The organism is Tsukamurella sp. NPDC003166 (assembly GCF_040611135.1).
GTDB lineage: Bacteria > Actinomycetota > Actinomycetes > Mycobacteriales > Mycobacteriaceae > Tsukamurella.
Genome location: NZ_JBEXNL010000004.1, coordinates 154,797 through 175,846, shown reverse-complemented (window position 1 = coordinate 175,846; position 21,050 = coordinate 154,797). Strand labels below are relative to the sequence as shown.

Below are 21,050 nucleotides of genomic sequence, written 5' to 3'. Positions count from 1 at the left end.
GGCGCTGCCGGTCAGCCGGGCCGCTCGCCGAGGAGGAACCACGTCGGCTGGTCGGGCTTGCCCTTGACCGCGATGACGCCACGTTCTTCGAACGCGAAGGTTTCGGCGAGCCGCGCGTGGACGGATTCCGTCACCTGGATGCGGCCCACGACGCCCGTCGACTCCATCCGGGAGGCCACGTTGACCGCGTCGCCCCAGACATCGAAGAAGAACTTCTTCGACCCGATGACACCGGCCACGACGGGACCGTCCGCCAGCCCGACGCGCAGGGGCGTGGCGCGACCGTCGGCGTCGAGGACCGCTGCCGCGGTGGCCCGCATCGCCAGCGCGAATCGGGCGAGCGCTGTGAGGTGCTCGCCCCGCGGCTGCGGGACGCCGCTGACCACCATGTAGGAATCGCCAGTGGTCTTGATCTTCTCCAGCCCGTGCAGCTCGACCAGTGCGTCCAGGGCCGTGTACAGCCGGTCGAGGTACCGCACGACGTCCGCCGGCGCGGTGTGACTGGACATCGTCGTGAAGCCCGCGATGTCAGCGAACAGGACCGACGCATCGGCGTAGGCGTCGGCGATCTCGGGGTGGCCCGGCTGCTTGAGTCGCTCGGCGACGCTGCGCGGAAGAATGTTGTCGAGGAGCGCCTCCGAGCGCTGGTACTGCTCCTCGAGTGCCGCCTCCGCGCGCTGGATCTGCACCAACCCGGCGCCGACGATCGACACCGCGAGGAGGGCCGCGGCGCTCGCGTTGATGACGAACGCCACGGTGGCGAACCAGCCGGGGAGCACGCCGGTGTCATCGGGCACGGTGAAGTGCAGGTAGATCACCGCTGCCACGCAGGCCACGACCACGGCCACCGTCAGGAGGATCCTGCGAACCCCGACGATCATCGGCACGGCGGTCGCCATCACCAGGTAGTAGAACAGCAGCCCCACTCCCTGGCCGAGCAACGAGCACATGGTCCACAACGTGGTCGCCGCGACGACCAGGAACCCGGCCGCCACCGCGAGCACACCGAACCGGCGCAACGCCGGCACCGCCACGAACGCTCCGGCGAACACGAGATTGATCACAACGATCCCGCGTGGCCCACCGAACCCCAGGCCGGTCACGGCGAAGGCCAGGCTCACGACGGCCGACGCGTACGCGGCGAGCGAGAGCAGCCGCAGACCGCGTCGATCGGCCTCCGAGATCGTTCCCTCGGCGTACCCGCTCGCGGCGCACCATGCCCGGAAGTCAGCGCTGGTCGGCACACGCCGAGCGTACGCAGGTTCCCCGCCCGACGATGCCGATCGGCTCACCCCGCGGTCGGGGGTGAGGATGAGCGGGCACACCGCGGAATGCGAAAGGCCCCCGGATTTCTCCGGGGGCCTTCGACCTTTGTAGCGGGGACAGGATTTGAACCTGCGACCTCTGGGTTATGAGCCCAGCGAGCTACCGAGCTGCTCCACCCCGCGTCGGTGTGAACACAACGTTACTGGAAGGCTGTCACGATATGCAAATCGGTTGAACGTGACGTGCATCTCCCCGGCCGGGCGGCACCGTCGAACCCGGCCAGGGAGCGCAGATCACTTGCCGCCCCGCGCCTTCGACTCGGCGTCCTGCAGCTTGGTGATGGCGTCACCGAGTTGCTTCATCGCCGTGCCCACGGCGACCTGATCGCCGGAACGCTGCGCGGACAGCACCGCGCCCCAGGCGTCGCCGACGGCCTTCACCGCGGCCTGGACCTCCGGGGTGTCGCCGCCGGGCGTCGTCGCCGTGGCGGGCGGCTGGGCGCCGCCGCCGGGTTGCGTGGGCGTGGGCACCGTCTGTCCCTGCGTCGGCCCCGAGACGCCCGTCGCGGCGGTGGCGAGCGCCGCATCGACGCCCCGGTAGCCGGCGTCGGACAGCGACGCCGCGACCGTCGTCCGATAGCCCGCGCCGCCCGTGACCGGGTTCAGGCTGAGCACCTTGATCAGCTTCGGCGCCGTGTTCCCGCCCTGCGCCTGGGCGTACATCGGCCAGACGTAGGTCAGGCCGCCGTTGGCGAGACTGATCGCCTGCAGGTTGCCGAACTTGGGGCTGAGCGCCTGGATGTTGGCGTTGTCGGCGGTGTACGGGGGCGAGCCCTTGATGAGGTCGACCGCCCACACCGGACCGGGCGTCTGCTTGCCGGGCAGCCCGCGGACGTCGCGCACCACGAGCCGGCCGGCATCCTCGCCGTCCGACGCCACGGAGACGTGGGCCGCCATGTACGCCTGGTCCTTCTGCTGCAGGATCGACGACAACTGGAACCGTGCCGCCCCGCCGCCCGGCGCCGCGGCCACCGAGTAGTAGGGCGACTGCAGGTCGTCCTTGTCGGGCGTCTCCTTCGGCGCCGCGGCGATCTGCCACAGGTCGTTCTGCTGGCGGAAGGTGTTCGCGTCGGTCGTGTGGTACTTCTGCAGCAGGAACCGCTGGACCTCGAACAGGTCCTGGGGGTACCGGAACTGCTGGGCCACCTCGGTCGGCACCGCGCTCTTCGGCTCGATCACCCCGGGGAAGACGCTCTTCCACGCGTTGAGCACCGGGTCCTTGTCGTCGACCTGGTACAGGTGCACGGTGCCGTCGTACGCGTCGACGGTGGCCTTGACCGAGTTGCGGATGTAGCCCACCTTCTCGTCGACCTGGCGCCGCTGCGTCTGCTGGCCCGGCGCGACCTGCTGGCGGCTGCCGGTGGCGTCCGACAGCGAGGTCTGCTGCGCGTACGGGTACTTGGGCAGGGTGGTGTACCCGTCCACCATCCACAGGATGCGGCCGGTGCGCGAGTCGACCACCGGGTAGGTCTTGGTGTCGACGGTGAGGAAGGGCGCGAGCTGCTTGACGCGGTCGCGCGGATCGCGCTGATAGATGATCTTCGAGTCCGGCCCGATGTTGCCGTTGAGCAGGATGTTCCGCTCGGTGAACTTGATGGCGTAGGCCAGGCGGGTGAACCAGTTGCCGATCCGCACGCCGCCCGAGCCCTCGTACCGCGAACGCTCGGAATCGCTGTCCAGCTCGCGCGCGTCGCCCGTACTGCCGACCACGGAGTAGAAGTCCGGATCCGAACCGATGATCTCGCCGAAGTAGATGCGCGGCTGCGACACGGTGGCCTTACCCGCGATCCCGTTCCGAGTGAACACGGGCTGTCCGCCGGCGTTCGCGACCGCGTCGCGGCCGCTCTCGCTGACGACCTGATCGACCTGGCCGGCGGGCGCGGTGATCAGCCCGTTGCCGTGCGTGTAGACCATGTGTCGCGACGTCCAGTCGGTCGGTGTCTTGTCGGGATTGAGCTCGATCGGCGCGAGCAGAACATTGGTGAGGCTGCCGCCCACGTCGTAGCGGTCCACGGACAGCTTGTCGGTGAGCTTGTAGTAATCCTTGAGCTTGCCGAAGTTGGAGAACGCCGGCGAGACCACGTTCGGGTCGAGGAGACGCACGTTCTGCAACGACGGCGCGTCTTTGGCCGTGAGGGTCTGCAGCGACTCGGGGGTGACCTTCGCATCGGCGGTCTCGTACTTCGCGTTCGCCAGGCCGTACGCATCCCGGGTGGCCGCGATGTTCCGTGCGATGTAGGGCAGCTCCTTCTCCGCGTTGGGGCCCACGGAGAAGGTCTGGATCGCGGTGGGCCACCCGACGCCGACGACCAGGGACGAGAACAGCATGAGAACCGTCGCGATCGCGGGCACCCGCAGGTCGCGCAGGACGATGCCGAAGAAGAACGCCGCGGCGCAGATGATCGCGATGCCCGTGAGGATCGCCTTCGCCGGGAGCATCGCGTGGATATCGGTGTAGCTGGCGCCGGTGAACATCGGCGAGCGGTTCGAGTACACGAGCGCGTACCGGTCGAACCAGTAGGCGACGGCCTTGGCGACCAGGAACACCCCCGCGATCGCGGCGAGCTGGATCCGAGCGCCGCGCGAGAGCGAGCCGTCGCGGCCGGCGAGCCGGATCCCGCCGAACACGTAGTGCGAGACGAGGTTCGCCAAGAACATCAGGATCAGGCCCGCGAACAGGAAGCCCAGCACGAATTCGACGAAGGGCAGCGTGAACGCGTAGAAGCCGATGTCCATGCCGAACTCGGCGTCGGTGCTGCCGAAGGACTGCCGGTTGAGGAAGAGAAGCACCTGCTGCCACGACGCCTGCCCGAAGATACCCGCGATCAGGCCGATGAGCACCGCCGGAACGATCGCGAAGGTCTTCAGCCTGCTCGTGACGACGGCACGGTAGCGAACCACCGGATCGTCGGTGGGCGAGGGCAGGAACGCCGGCCGCACCCGGTACGCCAGCCACATCCCGGCGAACGTGAACAGGGCCAGGATCAGGCCCGTCACCACGAACAGTCCGAGCCGCGAGAGCAGGACGGTGCGCAGCACCCCCGCGTGTCCCAGCGAGCCGAACCACAGGAACGCGGTGTACACGTCCACCACGCGCGGCCCGACGAGGAGCAGAGCCAGGAGGCCCACGGCGACTGCGATGAGGATCTTTGCCCGGCGGGACAGCGAGGGGATGCCCCCGGCACGAGGTGTCGTCACGACGACCACTGTACGGATTGCCCGAGATAGGACTCGCCCGTGCTCACCGACGTGCGCAGCGACGAGGCGCGGAAGCGTGGGTACCGGGGGACTCGGCGGCGGAGCCCCGAGGGACAGGAGTTCGGGGGGTGCTCGGGGGCGGAGCCCCCCGAGGGGATGCGATCATGGGCCCGTGAGCTACGACGAGCCCGAGCAGGTCTTCGACGAGGCGGCCCTGGGCCGCGCCGCCCGCGAGGCGATCGAATTCGTGGAGCCCCAGGGCTGGGGCCAGCCGCCCCAGCTGTTCGGTCTCGTCCCCACCTCGCTGCTGGCCACCAGTCAGCCGGACTGGGCCGACATCCTCGACGACGGTGCCACGCTCACCGTGATCGAGCAGGAGCCCCTCCCCGGCGATCCGCGGGGCGGCAGCACCGAGCTGAACCACGTCCTCGCGACCACCACGTGGCCCGACGAGATCGTCGGCTGCGCGCTCGTGCAGGAGATCATCGTGCTCCCGCCGAACGCGGAGGCCGACCTCGACGGCGCCCTCGAGCCGCACCTCGCCGACGTCGATGCCGCGGACCGGGCCGGCCGCGAGGCTGCGGAGAACCACCCGGAGCGCAAGGTCGCGCGGATGGTGGCGGCCGTCCTGCGCGACGGCCACCGCATCACTCTGCTGTCCCTGCAGCCCGAGGACGCGGACGATCCCTTCGCCGATGCCGAGTTGCTCCGCGCGGATCAGCTCGCGCCGGGACTCGTCCAGGGCCTACTCGCCACTTTCGACGAGGAGTAGGACGCGGCACCGTCGGGCACGCCGGGCCGGCGCCCGTCAGCACGACGGTGCGGGGCGCCCCTCGCGGACGTCGGCGAGCGCCTTGACAGCACCGTCGAGATTCTCGACCTTCACCAGCTGCAGCCCCTTCGGCGGGTCGTTCTTGGCCTCGGAGCAGTTGCGCGCGGGCACCAGGAACACGGAGGCGCCGTCGCGCTTGGCGCCCTGGAGCTTGTGCGCGATGCCGCCGATCGGCCCGACCTCGCCGTCCGCGGTGATCTCGCCGGTCCCCGCGACGTTCCTGCCGCCCGTGAGGTCGCCGGGCTCGACGAGGTCGATGATCCCGAGTGTGAGCAAGAGGCCCGCCGAGGGACCGCCGACCTGCTGCACCCCGAACCCGACGCGGATCTTCGGATCGGCGGGCACCTGCCCGACGGAGATGCCCAACCGCGGCTTCCCGTCCGAGTCCCGCAGCTCGACGGGGACCTGCGTGGTCCCGTCGGCGCGGCGCACGGCCACGGTCACGGTGTCGCCCTGCTTCTTACCCGCGATGGCCTTGGCCACCTGGTCCGCAGCGGTGACGGGCGCACCGTCGACGGACTCCAGGACGTCGCCCTCGCGCAGCTTGCCCTCCGACGGTCCGCCCGTGCTCAGCCCGACGATGCCGATCGCCGTGGGGATCTTGAGGTAGTGCAGCGCAGCGATCGTGGCCGCCGACTCGGAACCGGTGAACTGCTCGCGGTTGCCCTCCTCGATCTGCTCGCGCGTGGCGCCCGGCTGGTAGTAGGCATCGCGGGGCGCGATCTGATCGCCGGAGATCCACTTCGCGAGGGCCCCGTAGAGATTGAGGCCGTCGGTCACCGAGATGGTCGTGAACCGCAGCTGACCGGACGGCTGATGCACCGGCAGACCCTCGATCGTGATGACCCTGCGGGCCTGCGGCTTGCCGTCCTTGCCCTTCTCGGTGTACGTGGTCAGGGTATCGGCCGTGTCGCCCGGGCCGACGGCCACGTAGGGCACCGTCACGAACATCCCGAGCAGCACCAGCACCACCAGGGGCAGCAGCGCGGCGAGTACGGTCGTGATCCTGCGTTCCGTCACGGGCCACAGCGTAGTCGTCGCCCGACGCACGGCTGTTCGCCCAGAGCGTGACGGACGCGGCGACCCCGCCCCCGCCTGGGCAGTACCGTGGAGGCATGAACGACATGCCCTTCGGATTCTCCGCGTCCAACGACGACGGTGACGACCGCGGGCGCCGCGGCGGCGAGCCGTCCGGCGGCCAGCCCTTCGACATGTCCCAGCTGGGCGACATGCTCAGCCAGCTCGGCCAGATGATCTCCGGCATGGGCACGGGCATGTCGGCGCCCGGCGGAGCTTCGGCCGACCCGGTCAACTACACGATCGCGGGGCAGGTCGCCCGGCAGACCCTCGGCAAGCACGAGCCCGTTACCGAGGGCCAGCGCACGGCGGTCGAGGAGTCGACGCACCTCGCGCAGCTGTGGCTCGACGGTGCCACCGTGCTCCCGGCGGGCCCGCAGAAGATCGCCGCGTGGACGCCCGTGGACTGGCAGGAGAAGACGCTGCCCACCTGGAAGCGGCTGGTGAACCCGGTCGCGGAGAAGATCTCCGGGTCGTGGCTGCAGAACATGCCGGAGGAGGCGCGCGAGATGGCGGCGCCGATGATGGGCATGTTCACCCAGCTCGGGTCGATGTCCTTCGGGACCCAGCTCGGCCAGGCGCTCGGCTCCCTGTCCAAGGAGGTGCTCACCAGCACCGACATCGGGATCCCACTGGGCCCGGACGACACGGCGGCGCTGCTGCCCGCGGCCGTCGAAGCCTTCAGCAAGGACCTCGAGCAGAAGGACCAGGAGATCCTCGTCTTCCTCGCCGCCCGCGAGGCCGCGCACCAGCGACTGTTCTCGCACGTGCCGTGGCTGCGATCGCGGCTGCTGGACACCGTCGAGCAGTACGCGCGCGGCATCACGATCGACATGTCCGGCATCGAGGAGCTCGCCCAGGGACTGGACCCGTCGGCTCTCGGCGACCCGGCCAAGCTGGAGGAGCTGATGGCCGCGCAGGGCGCCGCCCTGCAGCCCAAGGCCACGCCCGAGCAGAAGGCCGCGCTCGAGCGGCTCGAGACGCTGCTCGCCCTGATCGAGGGCTGGGTGGAGACGGTGGTGCACGCGGCGATCTCGGAGCGGCTGCCCAGTGCGGCGGCGCTGCGCGAGACCATGCGCCGCCGGCGCGCGTCGGGCGGCCCGGCCGAGCAGACCTTCGCCACGCTGGTCGGCCTCGAGCTGCGCCCGCGCAAGGTCCGCGAGGCCGCCGACCTGTGGGAGCGCCTGCTGACCGCCACCTCGATGGAGCAGCGCGACGGCGTGTGGGCCCACCCGGACCTCATCCCCGACGCCTCCGACCTCGACAATCCCGCGGGCTTCATCGACCGCTTCCTCGGCGACGCGACCGGCACGGACCTGTCCGATCTGGACGATCCGATCGCGGCCATCGAGCGGGAGATGCGCAAGGACTCGGGCACCGACGAGAACTGATCCTCGCGGCGGTGCTTCGTCGCTGGTCAACGCTGTTTTCGCCCTGTGGATAACCGGCTCCTGAGGCGGTCCGCACTCGCCGCGGCGTGATCGACTGAGCGCATGCGGCACCGTCTGAGCCCGTTCCTCACCGTCGTGGTGCGTCCGCCCACGCTCGTCCAGCTGGGCGCCGGCGCGACCGGCGCGCCCGTCCTGCAGCCGCCGCCGTGGCTCGCGCCGGACGCGACCGCCGACCTGCTGCGCTGGCTGCAGACCTTCCGCAGCGGGCGCGAGCTGGAGCGCCGCGCCGCGGACCTCGGCATGACCCCGGCCGATGTCGCCGAGTTGCTCGACGCGCTGCGCGATCACGGTCTGCTGGAGACCGAACCGCCGCGCTCGCCGCTCCGTGTCCACCTGCAGGGCCGCGGGCCGGTCGCCGACGCGGTTCTCGGTGAGCTCGCCGCGCTGGACGCGGTCCGGGTGAGCGCGGGCACGGCGCGCGGATGGTCGCCCACGGGCCGCGAGATCGATCTGGTGCTGCTCACGGACCACCTCTCCCCCGACCCGGCGCTGGTGGCGCGTCTCATGCGGGAGCGGGTGCCGCATCTTCCGGTCGTGCTGCGCGACGGTGCCGGGGTGATCGGCCCGCTGGTCCTACCCGGCGCGGGGCCCTGCCTGCGCTGCCTGGACCGCAGCCGCTCCGATGCCGATCCCGGCTGGCCCACGCTGGCCTGCCAGCTCTTCGGCAGGTCGGGGCGCGCGTCGGCGCAGGTACTGCGGATGACGGCCGCCGTCGCCGCCCAGCAGGTGGACGCGGTGGCCGCCGGACGATGGGACTGCGCTCCACCGCCGGACGTCCTCGGCTGTACTTTGGAGATCGAGGGCAGCGCTATCGCCGTCCGACGATGGTTCATGCACCCCGGGTGCGGATGCGGGGTCTCCACTCCCTCCGCCGCCGAGGCTGCCGGTTGACTCCAGGGGGCCCGATGTCCGAGATCACCCGCGGTGGCGCGAAGCGCACCGCGAAGCTGGCGGGCCTGCCGCTGGGCATGGCCGGCCGCACCGCGGTGGGCTGGGGCAAGCGGCTCGCGGGCGCGGACAAGGACGAGGTCAACGCCGAACTGCAGGCCAGGGCCGCGGAGCAGTTGTTCGAGGTACTGGGCCAGCTCAAGGGCGGCGCCATGAAGCTCGGCCAGGCGATGAGCGTGATGGAAGCGGCCGTCCCGCCCGAGTACGCCGCGCCGTACCGGGACGCGCTCGCGAAGCTGCAGAACGAGGCGCCGCCGATGCCCGCCGCCACCGTGCACAAGGTCCTCGACCAGCAGCTCGGCACGGGCTGGCGCGACCGGTTCAGCTCCTTCGACGACGACGCCGCGGCGTCCGCGTCGATCGGGCAGGTGCACCACGGTGTGTGGGCGGACGGCCGGGAGGTGGCCGTCAAGGTGCAGTACCCGGGCGCGGACGAGGCCCTGCGCGCCGACCTCAAGGCCCTCGGGCGGCTCAGCTCCGTGCTGAAGCCGCTGACGCCCGGCGCCGACGTGAAGTCGCTGGTGCAGGAGCTCACCGACCGCACCGAGGCGGAGCTGGACTACCGGTACGAGGCCACCAACCAGCGCAAGTTCGCGAAGGCCTTCGACGGTGACCCGAACGTCAAGGTGCCCAAGGTGTTCGCGAGCGCACCCACCGTGATCATCAGCGAATGGGTGAGCGGGCGCCCGCTGCGCGAGGTGATCAGCGGTGGTACGCAGGAGGAGCGGAACGACGCCGCGTCCAAGCTCACCGAGTTCGAGGTGTCCGCGCCCGCGCGCACGGGCCTCCTGCACGGCGACCCGCACCCGGGCAACTTCATGATCGCCCCCGACGGGAAGCTCATCGCGCTCGACTTCGGCGCCGTGGCCGAGTACCCGGGCGGCATCCCGCCCGCCGTCGGGAAGATCCTGCGGCTCGCCCGCGACGAGGACTACGAAGCCCTGTTCCCGCTGCTGCGCAGCCAGGGCTTCATCCCTCCCCGCCTGGAGATCACGCCGGAGGACATCCGCAGCTACCTCGCCCCGTACGTCGACCCGCTGCGGTCGGAGAGCTTCCACTTCACCCGCAAATGGCTGATGAAGGCGGCCTACACCGCCACCGACGTGCGCGGCGAGCAGTTCCAGACCGGCCGTAAGCTGTCGCTCCCCGCCGAGTACGTGATGCTCTTCCGAGTGCTGCTCGGGATGGTCGGCATCTGCTCGCAGATGGAGGCGGAGGCGCCGTACCGGTCGATCGTCGAGCATTGGATCCCGCTGCTCGACGGCGACGAGTGATCGTCCGCGCGGAAGCGTGAGCACGTCGAGGGCGTAGCGTCGGATCATGGCCGCAGCGTCGATCTCCCGCCTCGTCGTCTCCGTCTCCGCGCTGAAGCCGGCGCTCACCTTCTACGAGGGCCTGCTCGGGCTGCGCCTCGCGCGCGCCGCCGACGAACTGGCGTGGCTGACCACCGGCGACGGCGTGGAGGTCATGCTCCACGAACGCGCGGCCCTGCCCAGCGACACCGCGGTCGCCCTCGGCTTCCTCGTGCCGGACCTGGACGGCACCGTCGACGCGTGGACCGCGCGCGGCGGAGCCCTTGTGGACCCGCCCGAGGAGCGGCCGTGGGGCGAGCGGATGGCCGTCGTGCGCGACCCCGACGGGCACCTGGTGTGCCTGTCGCAGGCCGCACCGGCGTGAGCCCGCGCCTCAGACGAACGCGCCGCTGCCGGTGACCTCGCGGCCCACGATCAACGACTGGATCTCGGCGGTGCCCTCGTAGGTGACGAGTGCCTCCATGTCGCACAGATGGCGCATGACGTGGAACTCCAGCGTGATGCCGTTGCCGCCCAGGATGTCGCGGGCCTGGCGGCACACGTCGCGGGCCTTGACGCTGCAGTAGTACTTCGCGAGCGCCGCCATGGTGTCGGTGACCTCGCCCTCGTCGAGGAGCCGGCCGAGGCGGATGCAGTAGAGCTGCATGGCCGTGACATCGGCGAGCATCTGCACGAGCTGCGACTGGATGAGCTGGCGCTGCGCGATCGGCTGCCCGAACTGGATGCGCCGCTGCGCGTAGGTCAGCGCGATCTCGTACGCCGCGACCGCGTGCCCCGCCGACGACCACGCGACCATGTTGCGGGTACCCATGAGCACCTTCGCCACGTCGGGGAAGCCGTTGCAGTGCACCAGCCTGCGATCATCGGGGACGCGGACCTCGTCGAGCACGATGTCGGCGTTCTGCACCATCCGCAGCGACACCTTGCCGTCGATCTTGGTGGCGCTGTAGCCCGGATCGTCCTTCTCGACGACGAACCCCTTCACCGTGCCGTCCGCGGTGTCGCGCGCGAAGACGACGATCACGTCGCACCACGTCGCATTACCCGGCCAGCGCTTGCGGCCGTTGAGGATCCACGTGTCGCCGTCGCGGGTGGCGGTGGACTCGAGCGCCACCGAATCGGAGCCGTGGTCGGGTTCGGAGAGGGCGAACGCGCCGACCTTCTCGAGCGCGGCCATGGGCGGCAGCCACCGCTGCTTCTGCTCCTCCGAGCCGAGCTGGTAGATCGACTGCATCGCCAGGCCCACGTGCACGCCCAGGAACGTGCCGATGCTGCCGTCGAGGCGGCCCAGTTCGTACGAGACGAGGCCCTGACCGACCGCCGACATCGGCGTGGTGCCGTAGCCGGACATCGTGTCACCGACGATGTTGAGCGCCGCCAGCTTCGGGAGGATCTCGTGCGGGAACTCACCCCGCTCCCAGTAGTCGTTCACGATGGGCAGCAGCTCGCGGTCGCCGAACACCCGCACCTTCGCGAGCAGCGCCCGCTCCCCCTCCGTGAGGAGGGCGTTCATGTTCAGGTAGTCGGTGTCACGGGCGCGGGCGATGCCCTCCGCGAGATCCGCAGTCAATCGATCGCTCATGAGTCTTCCTCTCCCGCAAGCCTGTCGCGGCCGGCCGGGGCGCCTGCCCCCTGTGACTCCGACCACTTTCTCTGACTCATCCAGCGTGCGTCACGAGCGTTGCCGCAGCAATGTCACCGGGGACAACGCGGCGGCGCCGTGGGAGTGCACGGGAACATCGGGCCCGGACACCGCCCCGGAAAGCTCCCCGGAAACGAGTGAGCCCCGATCCTCTCGGATCGGGGCTCACTGCGCTCAGGCCGCATTCTTCCGCGGCCGGCCGCGCGGGCGCTTGCGGGCGATCACGACGCCCTGGTCGAAGATCTGCCCGCCCCACACGCCCCAGGGCTCGGCGCGGTCGAGCGCGGCGGCCAGGCAGGCGCGCTGCAGGGGGCAGGTCTCGCACAGGGTCTTGGCCCGTTCGAGGTCCGACGGGGCCTCGGCGAACCACAGGTCGGGATCGCCGGCGCGACAGGGCACGCGGCTCTCGATGCTGATACTGACGGAATCGATGCTGCGGACGTTCCCCTCCACGGGGCGTTCGTCCAGGATGGTCGGCACTTCTGATCACCTTTCCACCTGCGGTTCAGGTGGCCTCGGTAGCGGCGCCGGGTAGGCGCACGGGATGTTTCTTCCGGGTGGGTGCGCGAACCGTGTGGCGGTCCTCGATCCCCGACGGTGCGGGGTGGACGAGAGACCGTGAATCCACGGGTTCCGCGCGGCTGCGGGTCCCGTGGTGAGTGTGACGAGGTGGGTCGTGAGACCTAACCTCGTTGCACGGAACACACGGGGCGCGTGAGCGGTTCGTGATCGACGTCGCGAATCGGCGTCTGCGTACGGTGGCGCCATAGGCTGGGCGACATGCCGTGCAGGCCGGGGGAGACACCGTCACGAACCGCTACTGCTGCGAACACTCCACCCTCTGCTGCGGTGAACTGCTTGGCTGCGTAGATCATTGCGTTGTTCATTTCGTATGCCTCCTTTCGCGTGCTGGTCAATCACGTTCCGTCGGGCGAGGGCGTACCTCGCGCGTCATCCCGTGCGGTCGAGATCCACAGTATGCGGGCGAAACTATTCGCACAAGTTATTTTTGACCTGCGGTTATGCGATCTCGGAAGTACTCGGGTGCGGAGGCCCCGAGGGAATTCTTGACCTGCGGTTCCACGAACCTCCGACGGTGCGGGCACGCAGCCGTGCCCGCAGGCTCGGACGGAGAGCGCCGGGTGTCGTCGCCGCCGTTCGTCCCCCGCGCCGCACCGAAAGGCGACTCCCGCGGTCGATCCCCCGTCAGAAGCCGTGCTCCTGGCACGCGCTCGACCGTCCCCCGCGCGGCGCCGCGTCCCCCAGTGCACGCCGACTCCCCCACGCTAGAAGCCGGCTCCCCAACGAAACGCCATGCGCCTTCGGTCGTCCCCCGCGCGGCGCCGTCTCCCACGCTAGGAGCCGAATCCCCCCACTCCGTATGAGACGGACGACCCGCTCGCCGCCGGTCAGGCGTGCTCGGCGACGATGGCGAGCACCTGGTCGCCGTACTTGTCGATCTTCGTCGAGCCGATGCCGTTGATGCGCACCAGCTGAGCCCGCGTGCGAGGTTCGTGCTCCGCGATCGCGAACAGCGTCGCGTTGGAGAAGATCGTGTAGGGCGGGATCTGCTGGTCGCGCGCCTGCCCGGTGCGCCAGATCTTCAGTGCCTCGACCAGGGCGTCGTTGAGGTCGGACGGGCAGTCCTCGCAGCGCGATCGCAGCTTCTCCTCTCGCGTGTCGAGGATGCCGCCGCACACACGGCAGATGTCGGAGCTGCGGCGCTTGCCCTTCGACGGTCCGCTCTCCATCGCGCGGGGCCTGCCCGCATCGGCCTGGCCGGCCACGACGTCGAGGAAGCGGGTGCGCTTGCGCGTCTTGCGGCCGCCCTCGTTGCGGGCCAGCGCCCACGACAAGTGCAGGTGCTCCCGCGCACGGGTGACGCCCACGTACAGGAGGCGCCGCTCCTCCTCGATCGGCTCCGGATCGCCCTTCGCGATGGCCTGCGAGATCGGCACCGAGCCCTCGGTGAGCCCGACGAGGAACACCGCGTCCCACTCCAGGCCCTTCGCGGCGTGCAGCGACGAGAGCGTGACGCCCTGCATGGTGGGCGGGTGCTTGGCCTCGGCGCGGGCCCGAAGCTCGCCGATCAGCTCGGCCAGGGTCAGACCCGGACGCTCCGTGGACAGGTTCTTCGTGAGGTCGACCAGCGCGTCGAGGGCCTGCCACCGTTCGAGGGCACGGGCACCGTCGGGCTGCGTTTCCGTGAGGCCCAGGGGCTCGAGCGCGCCCCGCACCAGGGAGAGCAGCTCCTCCCCCGCGACGCCGCCGAACTGGCCGGCGCGATCCATCAGCGCGCGCACGGCCTGGCCGATCTCGGGACGCTCGAAGAAGGCGCTGCCACCGCGCACCTGGTACGGGATGCCCGCCTCGGTGAGCGCGGCTTCGTGCGCGGCCGATTGCGCGTTGATCCGGTAGAGAATCGCGATCTCGCTGGCCGGGACACCCCTGGCCAGCAGCTCGCGGATCCGCTTGGCGACGAGCTTGGCCTCGGCCGGCTCGTCGTCGACCTCGGCGTAGATCGGTGCGGGCCCCTCGGGACGCTGCCCGATGAGCTCGAGACGCGTGCCCGCGACGCGGCCCTGCGCCGCACCGATCACCTTGTTGGCCAGCGCCACGACCTGCGGCGTGGAGCGGTAGTCGCGCTGCAGCCGGACGATCGTCGCGTCCTCGAAGCGGCGGGTGAAGTCCAGCAGGTAGTTCGGGGTGGCTCCGGTGAAGGAGTAGATGGTCTGGTTCGCGTCGCCGACCACCGTGAGGTCGTCGCGCTCGCCCAGCCAGGCGTTGAGGAGTTGCTGCTGCAGCGGCGTGACGTCCTGGTACTCGTCGACGACGAAGCTGCGGTACCGATCGCGGAACTCCTCCGCGATCATGTGGTTGTCCTCGAGGATCGCGGCCGTGACCAGGATCAGGTCGTCGAAGTCGAGCAGGCGGTTGCCGTCCTGATCGGTCTTGCGCCTCTCGTACGCCGCGTACACATCGGCGACGGTGCCCGGCGCCATCGGGGCGGTGCGTCCCGCCGCCTCGACCGCCACGGCGTAGGTCTCCGGGGTGACGAGTGAGGCCTTGGCCCAGTCGATCTCGCTGAGCAAGTCGCGGATCGTGTCCGTCTCCGGGCGCAGGTCGCAATCCCGGGCGGCGCGGCCGATCACGGGGAACTTGTTGTCGAGCAGCTCCCAGCGGGTGTCGCCGATCGCCCGCGGCCAGAAGTAGCGCAGCTGCCGCATCGCGGCGGCGTGGAAGGTGACGGCCTGCACGCCGGGCTGCCCGTCTCCCCCGCCGATCCCGAGCCCGCGCAGCCGCGCCCGCATCTCCCCCGCCGCGCGCGAGGTGAACGTGACGGCCAGGACCTGGCCCGCGGCGACGTGCCCTGTGGACACCTGGTGCGCGATGCGGTGGGTGATGGTGCGGGTCTTGCCCGTGCCCGCGCCCGCCAGCACGCACACCGGTCCGCGCGGTGCGAGAACCGCCTCCTGCTGCTCCGGGTCCAGTGCTTCGATCACAGAGTCGAGTATTCCAGTCCGGGCTGACAGGTCCGGGGTCGACGGTGCCCGGGCCCGGTCATGCGGGTGCTGTCACGCGGGAGCGACGGTGCGCCGCTCGCCGACAGTGAAGCCCTCCGAGCACCCCGGCCCCCGCCGCCTGGCGGCAGCTTAGTCTACTTTCATCGCAGACACACCGAAAATTTTCGCACCGCATGTTCGATCCATTTCGATCCCGCACCGCCGCATGCTTCCGGCGTCACTCCAAGCCGGTTGTATAGCACTCGAGTTGGCATAAACGCCTCAGTTCCGGCGTCCCCGCAATGAGCAACAACAGCCACTTCGCCAGAATTATCTATACATTTACCAACACGCCAGTCAATATCCAAACACAGAACATAGAAAGTGCCGGTCGACGCTTCACCTCTGTACGCCAATTGGTCCGAATCAGCAGGACATTGACGCGGCGATTCGACAACTTGCGTGACGCGATAGGCATTTTTGACGCCACAGGAAGCAACAGAGAACCCGAAAGTATCACCGCCATTCTTCCGAACTAGATCCCCGCAACTACCCGCTTTAGGAGCCGCGCTTGCAGATGCGGCATCGAGTCCGACAATGGCACTCAAGGTTGTCCACGCAGGCAGCGCCTCAATCGACTCCTTGTCGATCGGTACGCTCGCTTTGCCGGACTCAGGCGTCGGACGCGGGGACCGACTAGCATCTTCCCTTGAGTCGACATTCCCCGAGCAGCTAACGATGCCAACTGCAGCTAGCGTAAATGCACCGACGAACCGAGCCCCGGCAAGTCCCCAAACGCCGCCCACTCGCCTATTCATAAAATAAGACACCATAGCACCTTGACTTCGGATCAATTCTGGCAACGTCGTATAGCTGTAGCGAATATGCGTCCGAATGTTCGGCAACGTTCGCCCGGAGCTTTGGATTTGTCTTGAGGTATTCTTCAGACGCAACACCAAAGAATACCTTGCCTGGACTTTGCGTATTCCCGCACGTCACAATTGCGGCAGTCACGACAAGGGTAGTATCATCGAATAAGTCGATGGCTGGATCCTGCTTTTCCGGCAATGCGAATAGGGTTGGCTCCGCAGAAATCCCGATCGAGGCCTTGCCGGCATCACTACCGCCGAGACCGAGAAGTTCGCGAGCCTTGCGCACTGACAGCCCAACCGCCTCGCTGCTCTTGACAAATCGCGTTCTTGCGATCGCAGACTGAATCTCGCTCGCAGGCGGAATGAGTGATTGCAGTGACGAAGGAATTGCGGCGTGCGTCGAACTAGATTCGGCTCCTCCGCCAGCATCTCCAGAACTGCACCCGACGAGTATGATGTTTAGAGCAACCACGCTACCCGCAACTCGCCGCAATGACCTTGAAGCCCGACTACAGGATAACATACTTGCCACTAATCGGATCGATTGCGATGAAGGCATAGCCAACGGGTGCTCCAATATGGATTGGCGGAACGCTCACATAGGGGCCCCAAGAACCCTGACCTTGGTCTACCGCAATCGGACTCCACTTCTGACCATTCTTCCCAATCCAGGTTCGGCACTCAATACTGATGATGTAATCGGCATAATACGGGACCGCCTGCAAGATGCTTCCTTCGGGCGCCTGACCCTTGCCTTCGCCTTGCGAGACTGTGATGGAAATCGGCGTTAGTTTCCCGAAAGTTTTCGCCGGCAGGTCATACGATACTCCGCCCTTGAACGGACCCAAGTTCAGGCCGCCATCAACCTTGAGCTGACCAGGGATGCTCGTCTCTTGGTCGGTGACACCAATAGTTCGCGGATTCGGTCCCGACGGGCCGTAGGATTTGATGACTCTTGCGGGACTCGCATCGACCGCAGGCGGTCCCATTGGACTCATACCTGTCCGTCTGCAATCTTTCAAACCAGTCGACTCGTCGATGTCGGCGAGCTTTTTATCCGCGGTCTTAGCGATGCAGTCTTCGCAGATTCCGTGGAGACCCACAGGATCCCGACCAGCCCCTGCGCTGATAACTGCGGCCGACAGTCGACCGGTCTCCATCGCGGCTTGGATGCACTTTCGATAGACAACTTCGCGTGACTGTGGACTGGTCTCGGATCCCGATGGTGCCGCCGCAGTTGTTGGATCCTGGCCAGAAGTTGAATTCGGCGTCGGTGGCTGCGTGGGATTGCAATTAACGATGCACCCGTTCGGATTGTCAGCGGTGGGTGCCGACTGCACGGTGCCCTGGAAGGTCCCGTTGCCTTGAGTGGGCGCCGACGGGGCTCCGGTGTCGATGTTCGGCGGAATGGTCGTCTGCGGAGCCTGCGGCGCCGTTGTCGGCACCTGGTTACCCTGCGTTGGCCCAGGATCCGTGGTAGGCGTCGGCCCGCAGGTCTGGCTCCCATCCGGACAGGGCAGCGCCGACGCGGCCGGCAGCACGCCAGTCCCGGCCACCGCACCCGCCACGACCAGCACGAACGCGGCTGCAATCGCGAACAGCACGTATACCCAACGTAGGGGTGCTATTGACGACAGTCTATGCTTAATCCTCACAACGCGCTCCTCCGTGCCGTGCCAGTCGTGCCCGCCTCTAACGATCTATTTGGATCGTAACGCATCCACTGTATCTGCACTAGCCTATCTTGAATAACAGCGTTTCAGCTGGACACTTCGACCTATTGACCTCGCAAAACTGGTTCGCTCGTACGAACCACACGCCCGTCCGGGCCGCCACCACACAGACCTCCAGGCACCCCAGCGACCCCTGAGCGGTTCGGTCGATACCTTGCGGATCGTGAACTCTCATGCAATGCTCACGATCGTCACACCAGCCACATCAGTCACACGTGCCCCATGATGGGGTGCTCTCGTAGCCCTGGAGGAACTCCGCATGACCAGACGACCGACCGGACCCCGCCAACGGCGGGGGTTCCTCGAGCAGAAGCACCGCGACCGCACCACGCGCAAGGGGCTGCGCCGTGCCGGCGCCGGGATCGTCGCAGCAGGCGTCGTGCTCGCCGGCGGTGTCGTCGCCGCGGCTCCGCTGCCCGCTCCGGATGTCCCGAAGCAGTTCGGGCAGACCAAGACCGGCCTGCTCGCCGACACCACCCGCGCCGTCGTCACCCCCGACGGCTGGATCATCCGCGCCTACATCTACGCCATGGACCTGCGCAGCGTGATCCCCCTCGGCCGCGGCCTCAACAGCTACGAGAGCTTCGTCAGCATCTCCGGCAAGGCCACGATCGACCCCGTCGACCCGAAACACCCACCCAAGGTCAAGGTCAAAGCCGCGACGATCTCGGTCGGACTCACCCTCGCTTCGCCGGTGAATCCGCAGAACATGCAGATCTCCGGCACCCTCAGCAACGCCGTCAACGGATCCGTCACCCCCAGTGTCTCCGGCACCCTCTCCGGTACCGGCCAAGGATCCGGTGGCTCCAACGGCGGCAACGGCGGCGGCTCGGTCACCGCATCCATCACCCCCAGCATCAGCGCAACACTCGGCGACACCGTCACCACCAGCGGCACGCTCAGCGGCACACTCGCGCCCGGTACTTCTAAGGACTTTCCGATCGCTAAGAAGTCCCTTGAGGGCACGAGCGGCTACGTCACGACCCGCGAAACCCGTGCCGCCGTCGACGGAGCGATGGGCGGCGTCCAGGTCCGCATGTACGCCACCGCCAGCATCTCCACCCAACTCGGCGACTCGACCACGACGACCTACAGCAAGCCGATCTTCATCGAACGCGACAACCCCGGCCCCGCCCGCAAGCCCCCGACGGTCAAGGTCACCGAGGATCAGCATCCTGCACCGGTCCCCGGGCAGCCCGCTGCCAAGCCCGAAACCGCAGCCGTCGTCGCACCTCCGGCACCGACGAAGCCTGCAGCCGCGAAGCCGACCCCGACAGGACGCTGACCGACGACCTCCAGGAGTTCGTCACGCGCTGCGAACCGCGGGAAGAACAGCCTCCGTGGCGTGGTTGAGTTGTGACATGAGCCAGCTGACGATGTACACGACCACGTGGTGCGGTTACTGCAACCGCCTCAAGACGGGCCTCAAGGCCAACGGGATCTCCTGGACCGAGATCAACATCGAGGAGGATCCCACCGCGGCGGCCTTCGTCGAGGGTGTCAACGGCGGCAACCAGACCGTGCCCACCGTGAAGTACGAGGACGGCAGCACCGCGACCAACCCGTCGCTGGCCGACGTCAAGCGCAAGCTCGGCGCCTAAGGTCCTTCCCTAGGAGTGTGCGGTCATTCGTCTCAAGGATCCTTGAGACGAATGACCGCACTTTTTGTCGCTCAGGCTCATCCACCGCGCACCGCCCGCGCTGCGGTGGCCGTCTTCATCACCAGCCGCCTGTGCCGCCCGCGAACCGGGACGAATCCGTACCGCCGGTAGAACTCCTGCGCGGCATCGTCGATCGCGTCCACGACGATCACGCGTCCGCCACTGATCTCCGAGGCCTGCACGGCCTTCTCCAGCGCGTCCAGGAGCAACTGTCCGCCAAGGCCACGCCCCTGGTGATCCCGGCTCACCGCGAGCCGCGCGAGCAGGTATCCCGGGATCCGGGTCACACCACCGGCGACCGACGACGGCACACCGTCCGCGGCGCGGTCCACCTCGGTCGGGCAGAGCGCGTAGTAGGCCACCACTCGCCTGTCGGCTGGCGCGGTCCACACGTACGTCCGCGCGATTCCCGTGGAATCCGCCCGTCGCGCGAAGGTGCGGAGCCAGGAATCCAACCAGGTGTTGCCCGAGTCGAACTCCTCCACCTCGTGCGTCTGGTTCAGGCGCTCCGAATCGAACATCAGGACCGGCGGTAGACCCGGGGCCGCCGCGCCAACTCCGCCAGCGCCGGCGCCTCGTCCGCACGATCGAGGCCACTGAGCAGCTCGTCGAATTGATCCGCGGGCATCGACGTGGTCAGAGCATCTCGGAGAACCTCCTCCGCGCGGGACAACGCGGCCTTGCGCAGGAACTCGGACGCGGGCTCAGCAACGATGCTCGCCGCGCGGTTGATCCGCGCAACGGTCTCCTCGTCGACTCGCATTTCCAACCTGCGGGTCTTCGCAGCAGTCATGGTCGGCCACCTCCAACGACCAGTGTACGGACACTGTCCGTACACCGACCAGAAGATTTGCAGATCTCACGCTGCCGCGAGCGCGGCCCGCCGCTCCCCGATCCGAGCGACGTAGGTCTTCGTGAACAGCGCCGGGACGGCGAACGCCGCGACCTGCACCGCGATGCGCACCAGCTCCGACTCACCCGTCGCGACGCACGCCGCGCCGAGCAGCGCCGCCGCCGCGAAGGACACCGTCCACACCGCGGTGATCACCATATTGACGTGCAGGAACATCGGATGCCGGGCGGTCTCCTCATCGACGGAACGACGAGCGATGGCCAGCGTGAACGGTCGCCCCGTCGCCAGCCCCACACCCGCGATCACCGCGAGCCACCCGGAGGAGAGGGCACCGTCGTAGGCCTCGAGGGGCGAGTGCGGCGCCGCGAAGGCGAGCACCGCCAGCGCCACGAAGTACACGGCACCACCGAACTCGAGCGCGCCGGCCCGGATACCCGCGCGCCGATCGAGATGCAGCACCACCGCGGTCGCGGCCAGCGCGCCCAGCGCGCCCCACTGCCAGCCGATGGTCGACGACGCGATCGCCAGGACGATCCAGGGAAGGAAACCTCGTACGTAGCTCATGGGAAGAACGCTATGAGCATTCCGCGCGGAAGCCCTCGGCCTGTCGGTGGAGGGATGGGTGGAGATCCGGGTGGAGAC

17 protein-coding genes and 1 tRNA gene are annotated in these 21,050 nt (G+C 68.5%); 7 read left to right on the top strand and 11 right to left on the bottom strand.

Annotation, left to right across the window (positions count from 1 at the left end; translation table 11 throughout):
* Window positions 1-11: 11 nt before the first annotated feature.
* From ABZX10_RS06775 to ABZX10_RS06765, 3 genes are all read right to left on the bottom strand, one after another.
* Window positions 12-1,244, bottom strand: a complete 1,233-nt coding sequence (locus tag ABZX10_RS06775; RefSeq protein ID WP_355536214.1) for an adenylate/guanylate cyclase domain-containing protein — start codon at window positions 1,242-1,244, stop codon at window positions 12-14.
* A gap of 130 nt (window positions 1,245-1,374) precedes the next feature.
* Window positions 1,375-1,448: transfer RNA gene (locus ABZX10_RS06770), tRNA-Met, on the bottom strand.
* Window positions 1,449-1,559: 111 nt separating this feature from the next.
* The gene (locus ABZX10_RS06765; RefSeq protein WP_355536211.1) at window positions 1,560-4,523 is read right to left on the bottom strand and encodes a UPF0182 family protein; all 2,964 of its coding nucleotides are present in this window, start codon (window positions 4,521-4,523) and stop codon (window positions 1,560-1,562) included.
* A 172-nt stretch (window positions 4,524-4,695) separates the two neighbouring features.
* On the opposite strand from ABZX10_RS06765, the gene ABZX10_RS06760 reads away from it, so the two are divergent.
* Window positions 4,696-5,295 (top strand): PPA1309 family protein, encoded by a 600-nt coding sequence (locus ABZX10_RS06760; RefSeq protein WP_355536208.1) that lies wholly within the window; start codon window positions 4,696-4,698, stop codon window positions 5,293-5,295.
* Window positions 5,296-5,331: 36 nt separating this feature from the next.
* On the opposite strand, the gene ABZX10_RS06755 is transcribed toward ABZX10_RS06760, so the two are convergent.
* Window positions 5,332-6,375, bottom strand: a complete 1,044-nt coding sequence (locus ABZX10_RS06755; protein ID WP_355536205.1) for a S16 family serine protease — start codon at window positions 6,373-6,375, stop codon at window positions 5,332-5,334.
* Between the two features lie 95 nt (window positions 6,376-6,470).
* Between ABZX10_RS06755 and ABZX10_RS06750 the strand changes: the two genes are divergently transcribed.
* The 4 genes from ABZX10_RS06750 to ABZX10_RS06735 all read left to right on the top strand — a co-directional run bounded on the left by ABZX10_RS06750 (window position 6,471) and on the right by ABZX10_RS06735 (window position 10,508).
* Window positions 6,471-7,823 (top strand): zinc-dependent metalloprotease, encoded by a 1,353-nt coding sequence (locus ABZX10_RS06750; protein ID WP_355536202.1) that lies wholly within the window; start codon window positions 6,471-6,473, stop codon window positions 7,821-7,823.
* Between the two features lie 102 nt (window positions 7,824-7,925).
* On the top strand, window positions 7,926-8,774 hold the full coding sequence (locus ABZX10_RS06745) for a hypothetical protein (RefSeq protein WP_355536199.1): 849 nt from the start codon (window positions 7,926-7,928) through the stop codon (window positions 8,772-8,774).
* A 14-nt stretch (window positions 8,775-8,788) separates the two neighbouring features.
* Window positions 8,789-10,105 carry an AarF/UbiB family protein gene (locus ABZX10_RS06740; protein ID WP_355536196.1) on the top strand — a complete coding sequence of 439 codons (1,317 nt, stop codon included), beginning with the start codon at window positions 8,789-8,791 and terminating at the stop codon, window positions 10,103-10,105.
* Window positions 10,106-10,151: 46 nt separating this feature from the next.
* A complete protein-coding gene (locus ABZX10_RS06735; RefSeq protein ID WP_355536193.1) occupies window positions 10,152-10,508 on the top strand; it encodes a VOC family protein in 357 nt (118 codons plus the stop codon).
* 9 nt (window positions 10,509-10,517) lie between these two features.
* Here ABZX10_RS06735 and ABZX10_RS06730 read toward each other — a convergent pair whose 3' ends face one another.
* The 4 genes from ABZX10_RS06730 to ABZX10_RS06715 form a co-directional block, all read right to left on the bottom strand.
* Complete coding sequence (locus ABZX10_RS06730) at window positions 10,518-11,726, bottom strand: acyl-CoA dehydrogenase family protein (RefSeq protein WP_355536190.1); 1,209 nt, start codon at window positions 11,724-11,726, stop codon at window positions 10,518-10,520.
* A 234-nt stretch (window positions 11,727-11,960) separates the two neighbouring features.
* A complete protein-coding gene (locus tag ABZX10_RS06725) occupies window positions 11,961-12,239 on the bottom strand; it encodes a WhiB family transcriptional regulator (RefSeq protein ID WP_068571886.1) in 279 nt (92 codons plus the stop codon).
* A gap of 956 nt (window positions 12,240-13,195) precedes the next feature.
* Entirely contained in the window at window positions 13,196-15,289 is a 2,094-nt protein-coding gene (locus tag ABZX10_RS06720; RefSeq protein WP_355536187.1) for an ATP-dependent DNA helicase UvrD2, read from the bottom strand.
* Between the two features lie 1,381 nt (window positions 15,290-16,670).
* On the bottom strand, window positions 16,671-17,765 hold the full coding sequence (locus tag ABZX10_RS06715) for a hypothetical protein (protein ID WP_355536184.1): 1,095 nt from the start codon (window positions 17,763-17,765) through the stop codon (window positions 16,671-16,673).
* A gap of 388 nt (window positions 17,766-18,153) precedes the next feature.
* On the opposite strand from ABZX10_RS06715, the gene ABZX10_RS06710 reads away from it, so the two are divergent.
* A complete protein-coding gene (locus ABZX10_RS06710; RefSeq protein WP_355536181.1) occupies window positions 18,154-19,179 on the top strand; it encodes an MspA family porin in 1,026 nt (341 codons plus the stop codon).
* Between the two features lie 76 nt (window positions 19,180-19,255).
* Window positions 19,256-19,495 carry a mycoredoxin gene (locus ABZX10_RS06705; RefSeq protein ID WP_355536178.1) on the top strand — a complete coding sequence of 80 codons (240 nt, stop codon included), beginning with the start codon at window positions 19,256-19,258 and terminating at the stop codon, window positions 19,493-19,495.
* 77 nt (window positions 19,496-19,572) lie between these two features.
* Here ABZX10_RS06705 and ABZX10_RS06700 read toward each other — a convergent pair whose 3' ends face one another.
* The 3 genes from ABZX10_RS06700 to ABZX10_RS06690 form a co-directional block, all read right to left on the bottom strand.
* Complete coding sequence (locus tag ABZX10_RS06700; RefSeq protein ID WP_355536175.1) at window positions 19,573-20,076, bottom strand: GNAT family N-acetyltransferase; 504 nt, start codon at window positions 20,074-20,076, stop codon at window positions 19,573-19,575.
* Window positions 20,076-20,348 carry a DUF1778 domain-containing protein gene (locus ABZX10_RS06695; protein ID WP_355536172.1) on the bottom strand — a complete coding sequence of 91 codons (273 nt, stop codon included), beginning with the start codon at window positions 20,346-20,348 and terminating at the stop codon, window positions 20,076-20,078. The genes ABZX10_RS06700 and ABZX10_RS06695 overlap by 1 nt, the downstream gene beginning before the upstream one ends.
* A gap of 66 nt (window positions 20,349-20,414) precedes the next feature.
* Window positions 20,415-20,972 carry a hypothetical protein gene (locus ABZX10_RS06690; protein ID WP_355536169.1) on the bottom strand — a complete coding sequence of 186 codons (558 nt, stop codon included), beginning with the start codon at window positions 20,970-20,972 and terminating at the stop codon, window positions 20,415-20,417.
* Window positions 20,973-21,050: the final 78 nt, after the last annotated feature.